10 protein-coding genes and 7 tRNA genes are annotated in these 13,291 nt (G+C 42.4%); 3 read left to right on the top strand and 14 right to left on the bottom strand.

All coding sequences use genetic code 11. The features are described 5' to 3' along the window. Positions 1-1,317 precede the first annotated feature (1,317 nt). Positions 1,318-2,028 carry a purine-nucleoside phosphorylase gene (gene deoD / locus FY557_RS19575; protein WP_149248909.1) on the top strand — a complete coding sequence of 237 codons (711 nt, stop codon included), beginning with the start codon at positions 1,318-1,320 and terminating at the stop codon, positions 2,026-2,028. Between the two features lie 227 nt (positions 2,029-2,255). Further along, complete coding sequence (locus FY557_RS19570) at positions 2,256-3,083, top strand: glycosyltransferase family 2 protein (RefSeq protein ID WP_228451848.1); 828 nt, start codon at positions 2,256-2,258, stop codon at positions 3,081-3,083. Positions 3,084-3,099: 16 nt separating this feature from the next. Here the strand turns inward: FY557_RS19570 and FY557_RS19565 are convergent, their stop codons facing one another. From FY557_RS19565 to FY557_RS19510, 12 genes are all read right to left on the bottom strand, one after another. Next, entirely contained in the window at positions 3,100-3,891 is a 792-nt protein-coding gene (locus FY557_RS19565; RefSeq protein WP_149248907.1) for a TatD family hydrolase, read from the bottom strand. Between the two features lie 70 nt (positions 3,892-3,961). Next, positions 3,962-4,789 carry an SIR2 family NAD-dependent protein deacylase gene (locus FY557_RS19560; RefSeq protein ID WP_149248906.1) on the bottom strand — a complete coding sequence of 276 codons (828 nt, stop codon included), beginning with the start codon at positions 4,787-4,789 and terminating at the stop codon, positions 3,962-3,964. A gap of 15 nt (positions 4,790-4,804) precedes the next feature. Beyond that, positions 4,805-4,873: transfer RNA gene (locus tag FY557_RS19555), tRNA-Val, on the bottom strand. 85 nt (positions 4,874-4,958) lie between these two features. Further along, a tRNA-Arg gene (locus tag FY557_RS19550) sits at positions 4,959-5,030 on the bottom strand. A gap of 3 nt (positions 5,031-5,033) precedes the next feature. After that, a tRNA-Ser gene (locus tag FY557_RS19545) sits at positions 5,034-5,109 on the bottom strand. A gap of 7 nt (positions 5,110-5,116) precedes the next feature. Continuing rightward, a tRNA-Asn gene (locus tag FY557_RS19540) sits at positions 5,117-5,187 on the bottom strand. 2 nt (positions 5,188-5,189) lie between these two features. Beyond that, positions 5,190-5,261 (bottom strand) — tRNA-Gly (locus FY557_RS19535). 4 nt (positions 5,262-5,265) lie between these two features. Further along, a tRNA-Ala gene (locus FY557_RS19530) sits at positions 5,266-5,340 on the bottom strand. 7 nt (positions 5,341-5,347) lie between these two features. After that, a tRNA-Asn gene (locus FY557_RS19525) sits at positions 5,348-5,419 on the bottom strand. 7 nt (positions 5,420-5,426) lie between these two features. Further along, positions 5,427-6,791, bottom strand: a complete 1,365-nt coding sequence (locus FY557_RS19520) for an SDR family NAD(P)-dependent oxidoreductase (RefSeq protein WP_149248905.1) — start codon at positions 6,789-6,791, stop codon at positions 5,427-5,429. A 68-nt stretch (positions 6,792-6,859) separates the two neighbouring features. Beyond that, positions 6,860-7,537: a response regulator transcription factor gene (locus FY557_RS19515; RefSeq protein ID WP_149248904.1), complete on the bottom strand. Its 678-nt coding sequence runs from the start codon at positions 7,535-7,537 to the stop codon at positions 6,860-6,862. Continuing rightward, positions 7,527-8,831: a sensor histidine kinase gene (locus tag FY557_RS19510; protein WP_149248903.1), complete on the bottom strand. Its 1,305-nt coding sequence runs from the start codon at positions 8,829-8,831 to the stop codon at positions 7,527-7,529. The genes FY557_RS19515 and FY557_RS19510 overlap by 11 nt, the downstream gene beginning before the upstream one ends. Positions 8,832-9,018: 187 nt before the next feature. Here FY557_RS19510 and FY557_RS19505 point away from each other — a divergent pair, with 187 nt between their 5' ends. Then, positions 9,019-11,388 (top strand): outer membrane beta-barrel family protein, encoded by a 2,370-nt coding sequence (locus FY557_RS19505; protein ID WP_149248902.1) that lies wholly within the window; start codon positions 9,019-9,021, stop codon positions 11,386-11,388. A gap of 274 nt (positions 11,389-11,662) precedes the next feature. Here the strand turns inward: FY557_RS19505 and FY557_RS19500 are convergent, their stop codons facing one another. Then, a complete protein-coding gene (locus tag FY557_RS19500) occupies positions 11,663-12,310 on the bottom strand; it encodes a hypothetical protein (RefSeq protein WP_149248901.1) in 648 nt (215 codons plus the stop codon). Then, positions 12,300-13,025, bottom strand: a complete 726-nt coding sequence (locus FY557_RS19495; RefSeq protein WP_149248900.1) for a DUF434 domain-containing protein — start codon at positions 13,023-13,025, stop codon at positions 12,300-12,302. The genes FY557_RS19500 and FY557_RS19495 overlap by 11 nt, the downstream gene beginning before the upstream one ends. Positions 13,026-13,291 lie beyond the last annotated feature (266 nt).

Here is a 13,291-nt window from a genome sequence, read left to right as displayed (position 1 = left end):
TTAACGCTTTAGTTTTTCCTTACTTGGTTGTTATATTGTATGTCAATGATCTTCTTAAATCTTTCGCTTTTTAACGAAGCTCTCTTTCTGTCAGTGTTGCTTCGTATTTGCGAGTGCAAAAGTAAAAATTTATTTTTAAATGACCAAATGTTTTTGAAAGAAATTTAAAGTTTTTTTCTTAACCTTAACCCTTTCCTAAACCTTCAATCCCTCTACTCCTGCGCTTCCCTTTATCGGGACTGCAAAGATACAAATCTTTTTTAATTCCACAACTCTTTTTAAAAAAGTTTTTGAAGTTAAATCCGTTTTAAATGCATCCTGCATTATATAAGTATATAAATATTATATAAGCATATAAAGTAGTGTTCTTAAAAATCATGTCCGCTTACCTAAAAGCTCTTCTGCGCTACCGAATCCCTTTCGTTTTTCAGTGGGGCAAAGATAGAAACTCTTACCCTTACAATCCAAATATTGTTAACATAATATTCATATAAATTATCCTTTGTGGGAAAATAAGAAAGGTAAACCTATAACAGACAGTCGGTTAACAGCCATGCCACACTTATCCACATTGAGGGAAAGTTTCAAATAAAGGCTGAAGAGAAAGAAAGTTTTAGCAAGGTTGGGGAGAGGAAAACAAGCATAAACAAAGGAAAGAGGGTTTAAAGAATCAGAACAAGAAACACTACGTCATAAGCATGGCACCCTACAGGGCTTGATGAAATATAACAGCTTTAATCCCGGGCTCCGCCCGGGGTTATTAAATCATCCGCTTCGGGGCTTTATTCGAAAGAACGCTTTAGTTTCTTTCTTTAATATATATCTTATATAAATGACAGGCCTAATGATAAAAGTAAACTTTAGTGGAATGTTCTTAAGAAGCCATGCCGCCCTAGCCCGGATCGCCGCGGTTACCCCACAGCTGCGGATGGAAGGTGTTGGGAAGCCAAGGGTCTGGTGAGGAAGCCATGGCAAAAGGCCGGCGCGAGGAGTATGAGCAGAGAGCCGGATCAAGCTCCTGAAAAAATGTGAGAGCGTGGGAGTGTTGAAGGGTTCGAGAAGAAATGGAATTTGGGAGTTTAAAAGTTTAAAGTTCAAACAGATTTTAGGACAAAGAGATTTTAGAATTTACCGGTTGTAAAAATTTCTTGTCATTGGCCTGATTAACGCTTTTCAGTACTGTTTATAAAAATTGTTCAGCAACGTATTTTTATACCTATATATATTATAGGCATCCGATGGTACATCTGCTTTGTGTGTAAGAAGAGTGTATGGCAATCGGCATTTTCTTATCTTTGCGGTTTCAAATAAAAAATTATGAGTATTCACATCAGTGCCCAAAAAGGAGAGATCGCCAAAGTTGTTTTGCAGCCAGGGGATCCGTTACGGGCCAAATATATTGCTGAGAATTTTCTGGAGAACGCAAAATTGGTTAGCCAGACCAGGGGCATTTTCTATTACACCGGTTTGTATAAAGGACAGGAAATCACTGTTGGTGCCAGCGGAATGGGCTTTCCAAGCATCGGTATTTATTCTTTTGAGTTGTTTACGGAATATGAGGTGGATACCATTATCCGCATCGGAACCTGCGGCGCTTATACGACGGATCTGAAAGTTTTCGATATTCTGAATGTTGAGCACGCCGCCAGCGAAAGCACGTATGCCAAGTATGCATGGGGTATTGACGAGGAAATTCTTTCCCACCAAGGAACTATTTTCGGCATTATTAATGAAACGGCGAAAGAATTGTCGCTGAATGCCAAAGCGACCAATATCCACAGCAGCGATATTTTCTACAGAAAAGACCCTGCGGTTCCGGCGATTGCTTCCCAATACAACTGCCCGGCCGTAGAAATGGAAGCATTCGGGTTGTTTGCCAACGCTCAACATCTGGGAAAAAATGCGGCAACGATTCTTACGGTTTCGGATATCATTCCGACGCATGAAAATATTTCGGCCGACCAAAGGGAAAAAGCTTTGAAACCAATGATTGAGCTGGCTCTGGAATCGGCTATCAAAAGCCTGTAACCGACTCATCAGGTGTGTAAATTAATCTTACAAAGAGAGTGTTTTACGTTGTAAAGCACTCTTTTGGTTTAAATACATTCCCTTCAAAATATCTTATAAAAGACTCTGCTATAATTTAGAAAAAATATCCTGTTGATCATCAACATCTTAAATATACAGTAATTGAAACCGTAAAAAGGTACATAAAAAAAGTAATACATTTAGTCCCTGAAATAAGTCAAAACATTTTGAAAAAGTTCTCAATTCTAATAGCCAATTATAACAATGGCCAATTTTTTAGAGCGTGCTATGAGTCGATCATCACTCAGACTTTTACAAACTGGGAAGTGATTATTGTGGACGACTGTTCCACCGATGATTCCGCAGCGCTCATTAAAGATATTATTCAATCGGATTCCCGGTTTAAATTGTATGAAAATGAAACCAACAAGGGTTGTGGTTTTACGAAGAGAAAATGCGTGGAATATGCCGGAGGTGAACTGTGCGGATTCCTGGATCCCGATGATGCCCTCTCTCCTATTGCTCTGGAGAAATCCGTTGCCGCTTATGAAAGTCTTCCCGGGATCGTCGCTACTTATTCCCAGATGACGATGTGTGATGAAAACCTCGTTGCAGTGAAAATGTTCTCCCAAATAAAGAGAATTTACAACACGCCCTATTTTTTCAACTGTCCGATCCAGATTTCCCATTTTTTTACATTCAGGAAAGAGACTTATTTTAAAACGGAAGGTATTAATCCTGAGCTCAAGAGCGCTGTCGACCAGGATCTGTATCTTAAAATCCTTGAACACGGAAACCCTGAGTTTATTCAGGAAAATCTTTATTTGTACAGGCTGCATGCAAAAGGAATTTCACAATTTAAATCTAAGGAAGGTGCCAGAAACCATTTTGCAAAGGTTATTTATGCTGCGATGAAGAGACGGGGATTAACCATGATCAATGCCATGGAAATTCCGGAAACCTATACCGATGCAGATGAGATATTCGGCCTTCTCCATTATCAGACCCGACCACTGTACCGGCTGAAAAACAAAGTTAAATTATTTCTGAAATAATCCCTTTTTCTTTTGTTTAAAATTCTATTCCGAAAAAGTTCCGGGCCACTTCGGTTGTTTCTCCGGCGACTTCGGAAATACTGATCCTTTTTAAATGGGCAATGGTTTGGGCGACGTACGGCAAAAATGAAGGCTCGTTTCTGCGGTTTTGTATCCTGGGCATATTTTTCGGGAGCATAAAAGGCGCATCAGTCTCCATCATCATCCGGTCGAGCGGAACATAGCGGATCACCTCCTCCAAATGTTTAAAACGGTTGTGATCGCTGATGGCTCCGGTAAATCCTAAATAAAATCCTTTATCCAGATAGATTTTCGCTTCTTCTAAAGTTCCGGTAAAGCAATGCACAACGGCCTTCGGAAGCCGGGATATATATTCATCCGTAATTTCGCTGAACCTTCTGAAAGCTGCTCTTTCATGAAGAAACAGCGGCTTGTTGACCTCAACCGATAATTCAAGCTGGGCACGGTAACATTTCTCCTGTACGGGCCTCGGTGAAAAATCGCGATCGAAATCCAGTCCGCATTCCCCGACGGAAACCACGTAGTCCTGCTTCAATAATTTTCTGAGTTCGCCGATGCTTTCATTATTAAAAGATTTTGCATCGTGCGGATGAATTCCTGCCGTTGAAAATAAAATGCCGGGATAGTCTTCTGCAATCTCCGCCGATTCCTTACTTCCGCGGACGCTGGTTCCGGTGAGGATCATCTGCTCTATTCCATGATCAAGAGCACGGTTGATGATCTCTTCATGTTCGTTATTAAACTGTTTATTGGTTAAATTGATGCCAATATCGATATAGGTGTTCATTTTTTTGTTTCTTATTAATTTTGTTTCGTTACAAAGATTTAAGATTGGGAATCCTTGCAACCATTAATTTTTATTTTAAAATTTCCTCAATTATATTTCCCAATTGCGGAAGCGCTACCGAACTGCTTTCCCGGATGGAATATAAGGTTTTGCTTCCTTTCAGAATGGCATCAAAATACGTATCGCTTTCCGGATTGATAAGCACGATCCACTGAGCACGGATCTTTACGGTTTCTACAATACCAACGGGCAAAGCCGTGGAGCCTGAGGTTCCGATAACGAATAAAATATCGGTATGATCGGCAATACCGTAAGACGTATTGAAATAATAATTCTTTTCATTATAGCTTTCATCAAACCACAAAGTATTCGGCCGAAGCCAGTTGCCGCATTTCCTGCATTTCAGGTGGTCGATATCTTCCGGCATCAGGTCTTCGGTATATTCTTTAGCCGGAACGTTTTCCGGAAACTCAAGCGGCTCGCTGCATTCCTTTGAACATCGTACTTGATGCTTGCTGCCGTGGATTTCATAAACCTCTTTTGTGCCGGCTTCCTGATGCAGCCCGTCGACATTCTGGGTAATCAGCCTGAAGCGGCTCCCCAGAAGCTTTTCGATTTCCGTGAGGGCCAGATGTCCGGGATTGGGCTTAGCTTCTTCAATCATTTTCTTCCAGAACAGGTTGTACTGCCAGACTTCTTCCTGGTTTTGGCTGAAATACCGGTAGGTTCCGAACTCTTCGGGACGGTGGTATCTGGTTCCTTTGATCCAGATCCCGTCGATGGACCGGTAAGTCGGCAGTCCGCTTTCCGCAGAGATGCCGGCACCGGTGAGGAAAGTAATATATCCGGTCTTTTCCCTGAGGACGGTATTTAAAATTTCTTTTAGTTCTTTCATCATTTTAAATTAAAAAAGGGAAACAGGCAGGATTTGAACCCGCAATTTCTCTGGGTTAGAGCTATTTTTCCATTAAATTACTGCTTCCGTCTGGGAGTACAGCAGGACTCGAACCTGCAACCTCTGATCAGTGAAGTCAATGTTCTTCCGGATTAGAACTATGTACTCCTTGTGAAACGGGCGGGATTCGAACCCGTAACCCCTGACCTAGAAGGCCAGTGCTCTTCCTTTGAGCTACCGTTTCAGTTGGGAAGATCAGCAGGATTCGAACCTGCAACTCATTCTAGCAGAATGTATTTTTCCGTTCTTAGTACTATGATCTCCGTTTTGAAAGCGCAGCAGGACTCGAACCTGCATTTCCGGCATAATAAGCCGATGTCCTTCCATTAGACGATGTGCTCCGTGAAACGGGCGGGACTCGAACCCGCAACCCCTGGCGGGGAAGGCCAATGCTCTTCCATTGAGCTACCGTTTCAATTTGGGGAGATCAGCGGGATTTGAACCCGCATCCATTCCGTGCAGGGAATAAATTTTTCCGGTTAAACTATGATCTCCGTTTAGGAAAGCGTGTAGGACCGAACCTTCGACTTTCGCCGTAACAGGGCGGCATTCTTCCGGCTGAACTAACGCTTTCTATATTTTACCAGCTGTTGATTTTATAATTTTTCAGTAAAACCCCGCTGTAATAATTTCCGTTGATTCCTTCTACAATCGGATGCAGGATTCTCGCCGCACCGTCCACCGGATCCAGGGGAGGAACATATCCCTGTTCGAACTGCTTTTTCCGTAAGCTCTCCTTCGCTCCTGTAGAAATCCAGCCGACGTCCACCGCCGTCATATAGATCTGCTCTTTCTCAAATTCCTTGGCCGACGTGAGCGTCATCATATTCAAAGCCGCTTTCGTCATATTCGTGTGCGGATGGAACATGGTTTTGTTATCATAGCTGAAAATCCCTTCTGAAGAGGTGACATTTACAATGAATTTCTCTTTAAAAGAGGAAGCTTTCATTAAAGATTTCAGTTCTTTGATCAGAAAATACGGCGCGATGTGATTAATTAAATTCACTTCTACCAGTTCATACATTGAAACCTCTTCCAAGGTGGAGTTCCAGCTGGTCTTATCACGATCGTCAACCGGTTGTCCGAAACGGGTTAGAGCAACATTCGCCTCTTCATTCTGCGCATATTCCAGCTGTCTGATCCCTGCGGAAATTTCTGTGGTATTCGGGATTAAATTCTGATTATTTCCAAATTCTACCAGCATTTCATTTTCCCTTCTGATAATCGGCAGATAATAGGCATCGGGATATTTAATTGTCTGGGCCGCATTATTGATCAGAATATCCAGCACCCTGAAATTCGACTTGTAAAAATCGATAAATTCCTGAATCGCTTTTAGATTTCTCAGATCCAGACCATAGATCCACAGCCGGTCTTTCCAGTCTTCATAATCGGGTTCTTTTTGCAGGGTTTCCAAAGCCAGTGCCGGAAAACGGGTCGTTAAAACCAGGTTGGCTCCGCTTCTCAGCAGTTTCAAAGCAGCAGCAAAACCTACTTTTACCCGTCCACCTGTTAAAATGGCATTCCGTCCCGTCAAATCCGTTGAAAGAAAACGATTTTCGTAATTTTCCTCCGCACAGTTCGGGCACAGCCTGCTATAAAAGGAATGAGCATACTGATAGCTTTGGTTGCAGCAGTAACAGTTTTTCGGGATCTGTAATTTCGTAAGCCGGGTTTCGTTCTTTTCATCATCATAAAAATCGGATACACCCGCCAGCGCTTTTTTCATGAGGACCGAGCCGGAATTAACCTCCAGATCCTCCGACTTCATCCGGAAATAGCTTTCCTGACGGTTCTGCTTTTTAGCGTTCTTATGGATTTTCGTAATCAGACCTGAAAAAATCTGATTATCGGGGTTCTGAAAAGGCTCATCCTTCAAAGCATTCAATACTTTGAGACAGGATTCCCATTCGTTTTGCGTAAAATGTTGATGAAAAGATTTCATTGCTTTTTATATTACGCCGACAAAGTTACCGGTGTAATGCGCAATCTTTTTACGCAGAAAAAAAATTTTTAATCCGGAAATTCGATATTGAAGCCGATCCCGCGAACCGCATCGAACCGGATCCTTTTGTCATGCTGAAGGTATTTCCTGAGCCGCGTCATAAAGACATCCAGGCTCCTTCCGAAGAAATAATCGTTCTCACCCCAAAGGGTTTCCAGGATTTCTTTCCGGCTGACGATCTGATGGTTCTTTTTCGAGAGCAACAACAACAGCTCCGATTCCTTTTCCGTGAGCTGTATGGCTTGATCTTTGAAAATAAGCCGGAACTGTGAAGGAATAAAAGAATAGCTGCCTATGCTGATGACCGTCTGCACGGTATACTGCTGCCGTTTCAGGATATTTCTGATTCGCAGGATCAATTCCTCCGGTTCACAGGGTTTTGTGATATAATCATCCGCGCCCAGTTTCAGTCCTAAAATCCGGTCGATGCTCTGTCCTTTTGCCGTTAAGAACAGGAAAGGGATTTCTGAGGTTTTCCGGATTTCCCTGGAAAGTTCAAAACCGTCCATCACGGGAAGCATGACGTCCAGAATAGCCAACTGATAGTCCTCTACCAACTTTCGATCATTCAGAATTTCTTCGGGATTCGGAATCCAGCGTACTTCGAAATCTGAAAACTCCAGGTATTGCTTCAGGACCATCCCCAGGTCCTGATCGTCTTCCACCAGTAAAATTTTAGGCTTCATCGGGCATGGTTATTTTAAATGAAACGCCTTTTTCCCGAGACCTTACTTCGATATGTCCCCTGTATTTATCAACAATTCTTTTCACTAAAAAAAGTCCGACCCCGAGGCCATTGGTATGCTTATTCGCTTCCCTGCTGATCCGGTAGTATTTTTCAAAAATATTCCGGTGCTGTTCATCAGGAATCCCGATTCCGTTGTCGGAGATCTTTATTTCTATGTTGCTGTCCATTATTACAGCGATCTCAATTTCATCAGCTCCGTACTTAACCGAATTATCGATGAGATTATCCATCATCTGGCGGAAATCATTCAGCGCAAGGCGTTTATTTTCATAAAATTCAATGCTGCTATTGAAACGGATGGCATGATGCTGTTTTTTAATCTCGGCGAAATATTCCTCAAGATCTTTTTTCTCCAGTAAAACGTCTTCGGCGTCATGGGTATGGATTGAAGCCACAATATTTTCCAGACGTCTGATCTGGCGTTCCAGCAATGCTTTGGACTCGGGATCGGAAGAACGGGCAATAGAAAATTTAAGGGTGGTGATCGGTGTATTCAGCTCATGGGCTATCGAATCGATGGTGGTATGCAGCTGGGCTATTTTTTTTTCCTGACGGTTCAGGTTTCGGATGCTGTTCCGGAACAGGATGATAATCAGAATAACAATCAGCAGGCTGATGATGATCAGCGGAATAATCTTTTTTAAAATCAGATACTGAAGATTAAGCACCTGAAAGGTCGACCTGGATTTTACGAGATATGCATTTTTCTCATTCAGGTTCAGGCTGGTATCCTTACTGGTCTGGCGGCTGGTCCATTTTCCTTCATACACAACCATAGGTTTTTTCATTTTTTCCACGGTCTGATACAGAATAATAGACCGTTTTGCGGGCAGCAGCTCTTTTTTCTGCATCTCATCGAATACGGAATAGATCTCGTTTTTCATGGCGATCCGGAATCCTGAGCTGTCTGCACTTTTTTTAATCATCTCCTCCAGCTTTTTGCTGTAGAAGGTCTCCGAACGGTACAGCTTTTCAGGATGAGTAATTTCTTCTTTCTGGATAATGATTTCTCTTTTCAGCTTTTGAAAATCCTGTACCAGACGGTCCTCACGGGCTTCCGTCTGGGCGTCTTCCATTCTTTCCTGTATTTTTTCAGCCAAGGCTTTGGCCTTCCGGTTGAGTTCTTTTTCTTCCAGACGGTACGAATTGTAAATATAATATCCCTGCAGGACAATCAGTACCAAAAGGCTGAATGCAAATGCTGTAATGGTGATATTTTTCTTCCGGTTCATTTTATGACTGTAATGAATTATGCCAAGGTTTAATATTCTCCAATTGAAGTTCTAACCCGTTATTTTATTTGAATTGATGTTTCAAAAATACAATCAATTTCCTTTTAAAACGGCCATTAACCGTTCATTAACCGTTCGTTAACAAAACGTTCCGGAGGATCGCCTCAATTTTGGAGAAAATTACTTAATGAAAACATCAAAAACAATAAAAGCCTACGGAATCGTCTTATTGCTGTTTCCTTTGCTTTTATGGAGTCAAAACATCCAAGGACATATTGAAAATATAACAGGGAAGCCTGTTGACGAAGCTGAAATTAAAATTAATGAGTATAAAGCGGTACTGCATTCCGATCGTAAAGGTAACTTTATCCTGGAAGGAATCACGGCGTTTCCAGTATCACTGAGCATTAAGAAACCGGAGTACCTGGATTACGAAGTGATCCTGAAAAACAGTGACCCCTTACTGATCGTCCTGAAAAAAGATACCGTAAAAAATATCGAACAGGTAATGGTAACCGCTAGAAAACCCATCCTGAAAAGGAAGATCGACCGGTTGGAATTCAATATCGACAAGACGCCGCTGCAAAACCTGAATGCCTGGGAAATCCTGAAAAGCACCCCGAATATCCTGGTAAAAAACGAGGAACTGAGCGTACGGGGAAATTCCCAGATTATGGTAACCATCAATGACAAGAAAACACTGATGAGCCAGGAACAGCTGAAGCAGCTTCTGGAAAATACCGACGGAAACAATGTATCTTCCGTAGAAGTGATTACGAATCCGCCGGCAAAATACGAAGCCCAGGGAAGTGCCATCATCAATATTAAAATGAAGCAGAATGCACTTTCCGGCTATAAAGGAAGAATCTCGTCGCGTTACACCCAGGCCACTTACGCCCGGGGCCTGATCGGGACTTTGCAGTCTTACAATACCGATGAATGGCAGCTGACGGGAAATTATAATTTTGTAACCGGAAACAATGTACGCTATAACTTTGATGTGGTAACTTTCGATCAGGATAAAACCCGCTGGGAAAGTGATATGGTAAGAAAAACAAGGATGCGCGGGCAGCATATCTATAATTTTTCCGGACAATACGCTCCAGACAGCCTTTCCACCGTTCAGTTCGGGTTCGATGGCAGTAATCTGCCGGACAGAGCCGGGCATTTTGTTATCCCAACCCGGATTTTCAGTACGGAGACCGGCCAGCAGCAATCGTATTACCTGACGTCCAACAAAAGAGGACTGTACGACAATAGCTTTAATGCTTATCTGAACTATGACCGGAAGTCGGGAAACCACAACCTGACCTGGGCGAATAATTTCAGCACCAAACATTTCAAAGAAAGCCAGGAGGTGGAGACGCGGCTGGATTTTGCCGGGCAGCCTCAAAGCACAAACCGGTTTGCCAGCCAGAACGTTCAGGATATTTCTTTGTACTCGACCCAATTGGATTACCGGTATACCGATAATCAATTTACTCTCGAAAGCGGATTGAAGTACAGCTTTGTGAAAAACCAAAGCGGCCTCAGCTTCATGGACGGAACTTCGGGAGTACTGCTTCCGGACCCCGAAAAAAGCAATCGGTTCAGTTACCGTGAAAATATTTTCGCGGCCTATCTTTCTTCCGGATACAAATGGAAAAAATGGGAAATGAAAGCCGGATTGCGCTCTGAAACGACTTTAATCAGAACAAGATCCGATAATCCTGTCGTGGAAAACCGGACGGCAAGAACGGGGCTCTTCCCTACTTTTTACCTGATGTACAATATAAAAGAAGGACAGCAGCTTGGATTTTCTTATGGCAAAAGAATCGACCGCCCGAATTACGACTTCCTGAATCCTTCAAAGTCTTATTATAATTTATATGCTTATTTTCAGGGAGACGCCAATCTCAAATCGACAATCATCCATAATCTGAGCCTGACTTACACTGTAAAAGACTGGAATTTTGAAACGTATTTCAGCTACATCAAAGATCCGTCCATGGAAATTTCCGTCCAGAACCCGCAGACTTTTGAAACCATTTACCATTATACCAACATTGACCATGGAAAAAATATCGGTGCCAATTTATCAAAGAGCTTTTCCATTAAGCCCTTCTGGAAGCTGAATCTTTTCGCGATGGGCGAATACCAGGAAAATTATTTCTTCGGAACCGACAGGCTTCTGTATAAAAACGAGGTTTTCTTTTACAACGCCAATTTTTCCACACAGATTACACTGGATAAAGCCAAAACCTGGGACCTGAATGTGTCTTATATTTATAATTCGAAAACGATACAGGGATCTTTTGACATCAGTGCTTCCCAGAAAGTGAGTATTATCATCAATAAAAAAATGTTTGACAAGCGCCTGGAAGCCGGATTGGTACTCAACGATATTTTCCGTACGGATCAAAATACGATTTCCACCAGATACGCCGATCAGAACCAGTATTTTAAGGATTACCGGGACACGCAGTATTTCATGATCAATCTTAAATATAATTTTGGAAACCAAAAAGTAAAAGAAGCTAAAACCGGTACGAAAACTGCTGAGCAGAACCGGTTGTAAATAGCAATCAATGATCAGCGAACTAACTGTCATCAATAAAAGCCCGTTTAAATATCATTTTTTTAAAGTCCCGAAGGAACGGCTTTTTACAGGATAGGATGTAGTCCTGCCAGTAACGTTATTTAAAAAACAGCTGGTAATCATAAAGGTTTGCGTAAGTATTTTTCAGGCCAAAGTTCAGAATGATATAAAATTTGTATCTCTTAAACACACTCATGGTTAATTGGCGGAGAAAATTTCCCTCTTCCAGCCAATTAATCTGGTTAACGGTAATTTATTCATTAATAAAAATTTCCAGGAAGCCGATCAGCCGGGTTCCGTCATGATTCCACCGGATGCCGTGGCCTTCCGCTTCCCTGACTTCATATACAAGCCCGTGTTTGTAATGAAAGAAAATATTCCACCAGGTTTTATGATTGAATATGTAGTCGATCTTTTCCATGACCACCTGCTGTTTCTGCCGGTTGTTGCCTTTCACTTCACCCCAGAATTGGTCGTTCCTTCTTCCCACGTGTTTTTCCCAGGCTCTTTGGGCCATGGTAATTTCGCTGTTAAACGGTTTTTCACAGGCTTCAATCAGTGCATCCTGTAACGGCGGAATGGCTTTCTCATCGCGCAGGCTGGCGGAAGTCAGCCGCTGGCCCAACACATTTAGCCAATGCTTAAAAGGAATTTCTTCCAGCTGCCCCGCTTTCTTCTTTGCTGAATTTTCAGATTCGATAATAGAAAGGAACAGCCGGAAACTTTCTTCACGGTCGGGTTTTACTTCTTCATTAAAAAAAGGCAGGTCCAAGTCTAAAGTCCGGTCTTTGAATTTCTGAATATTTCCACCTATCGATTTCAGGTGCTCTTCTGCCAAAATGGTTTGGTATTTCTGTTGCCATTCATCCGAAAAGAAAGGAACAGGTTCTTCAAAATTCATGGTTAAACATTTTGACCAGGTTTACAGGAAGCTTTTCCTCAAGAATCAGATATTCGATCAGGTTAAACCAATTTTTACAGTGGTCCAGGATCCAAGCATCAGACGAAATAACAATTTCAGCATGTTCTGCTAAAAATTTATCCGGATTGAATTCCAGTGCGCCGCTCCAGTTCAGGTGATGCTCAAACGCATGATCCAGCACCATCTGCTTGATTCTTCCGCTGTTGGAAACGGGCTTGTCAAAAATCCAGACCAACTCTGCCGCTCCTGACTTCCGGAAAAACTCGGCTACCAACTCAATTGAGGTCTGGGTCTGCATGACCCTCTTGTATGTTCCGTGTACTCCTGAAAGATCACGGAAACAACCATCGGCCCCTTCAAAAACATAGGCTCCAGAAAGCAGGCTTTCCAATAAAATCAATACATTAAAACCATCCAGATAGATGATTTGATTTTCCAGATCCTGATATTGACGTTCTTTCAACGCACGGCTGCGGATTTGTGATTCCGAGGCCGCCGCACTACGAACCGCCTGGATCTGACGGGTCTTTAATCGGTAATGATTGCCAACCAGTTCCGAAGCCGCCCTTTCCGGATAATTCCGGCTGAGCAGATAAAGCATATCCTGAACGGCCGACCTTAATTTGTCAAGCTGTTTTTCGCGGCCGAATAATTCATCATCCCCTGTATTTTTCCCACGGTTCCTGTTGTTCATATCCAAAGGTAAAAGTTATTTTTCAGGCAGCGGAAATAATTTCAGGAATTTCTTTCATTAAACGGAAAAATGGCTGCTTAGTAAAAGCAAAGCCACTGCTTAACTGCAGTAGCTTTTATCTCTCTCCAAACCTTCAAGGTTAATTGGTATTTATTTAATCTCCTTATACTTGGGTACCAGCGCTTTCATCACGCCCCAGGCGATGAGATAGGCTACGGCACCGATTGAGAAAATGATCATGTAGCCTTTGTCGATGCCGTCGACCA

Origin of the sequence: Chryseobacterium sp. SN22, from assembly GCF_008329705.1 — a bacterium.
Classification (GTDB): Bacteria; Bacteroidota; Bacteroidia; order Flavobacteriales; family Weeksellaceae; genus Chryseobacterium.
Note: the sequence above shows the minus strand (reverse complement) of the source record. Positions and strands in the feature narration are given on the sequence as shown.

Coding starts and splice junctions, on each gene's coding strand:
- FY557_RS19500 (WP_149248901.1), bottom strand. CDS start 12,310: ATGAATTTTGAAGAACCTGTTCCTTTCTTTTCGGATGAATGGCAACAG.
- FY557_RS19495 (WP_149248900.1), bottom strand. CDS start 13,025: ATGAACAACAGGAACCGTGGGAAAAATACAGGGGATGATGAATTATTC.
- FY557_RS19520 (WP_149248905.1), bottom strand. CDS start 6,791: ATGAAATCTTTTCATCAACATTTTACGCAAAACGAATGGGAATCCTGT.
- FY557_RS19560 (WP_149248906.1), bottom strand. CDS start 4,789: ATGATGAAAGAACTAAAAGAAATTTTAAATACCGTCCTCAGGGAAAAG.
- FY557_RS19565 (WP_149248907.1), bottom strand. CDS start 3,891: ATGAACACCTATATCGATATTGGCATCAATTTAACCAATAAACAGTTT.
- FY557_RS19505 (WP_149248902.1), top strand. CDS start 9,019: ATGAAAACATCAAAAACAATAAAAGCCTACGGAATCGTCTTATTGCTG.
- deoD (WP_149248909.1), top strand. CDS start 1,318: ATGAGTATTCACATCAGTGCCCAAAAAGGAGAGATCGCCAAAGTTGTT.
- FY557_RS19515 (WP_149248904.1), bottom strand. CDS start 7,537: ATGAAGCCTAAAATTTTACTGGTGGAAGACGATCAGGACCTGGGGATG.
- FY557_RS19510 (WP_149248903.1), bottom strand. CDS start 8,831: ATGAACCGGAAGAAAAATATCACCATTACAGCATTTGCATTCAGCCTT.